Source organism: Salinimicrobium oceani, assembly GCF_012037645.1.
The window spans coordinates 1-425 of sequence record NZ_JAAVJR010000744.1 but is presented as its reverse complement, the minus strand read 5'-3'; the positions used below and the strand labels follow the sequence as shown (position 1 = coordinate 425).

Sequence of the window (425 nt, the reverse complement as noted above, 5' to 3'; positions counted from 1 at the left end):
AGTGAAGCAAAAGTTTTCTTTTGTCCGGTTTATTCGTGAAGTAAACCCGTTGCTGAATTTTATCAACTGTTGATGACGGGGGTGTAACCTCGATCTTGACAGGGTTCTTCAGCATCATTTTAGCTAACTCCTGAATTTCTTCGGGCATAGTGGCCGAAAAGAATAGCGTTTGCCTCTTCTCCGGAATACTTTTGATCACCTTTTTCACGTCGTGAATAAAACCCATATCAAGCATCCTGTCTGCCTCATCCAGAACAAAGATCTGTAGTTGCTTCAGGTTAATGAAACCCTGGTTCATAAGGTCAAGTAGGCGTCCCGGGGTAGCCACAAGTATATCGACCCCACGTTTTAACTGTTGTACCTGGGGATGTTGTGAAACACCACCAAAGATCACAGCGTGACTGAGTTTTGTATGTTTTCCATAA

Annotated in this window: 1 protein-coding gene; it reads right to left on the bottom strand. The window is 43.3% G+C overall.

Annotated features, from left to right (window positions below; translation table 11 throughout):
- Positions 1-425 (bottom strand): DEAD/DEAH box helicase (locus HC175_RS19185; RefSeq protein WP_168139756.1); only part of this gene is annotated, 425 nt, incomplete at both ends.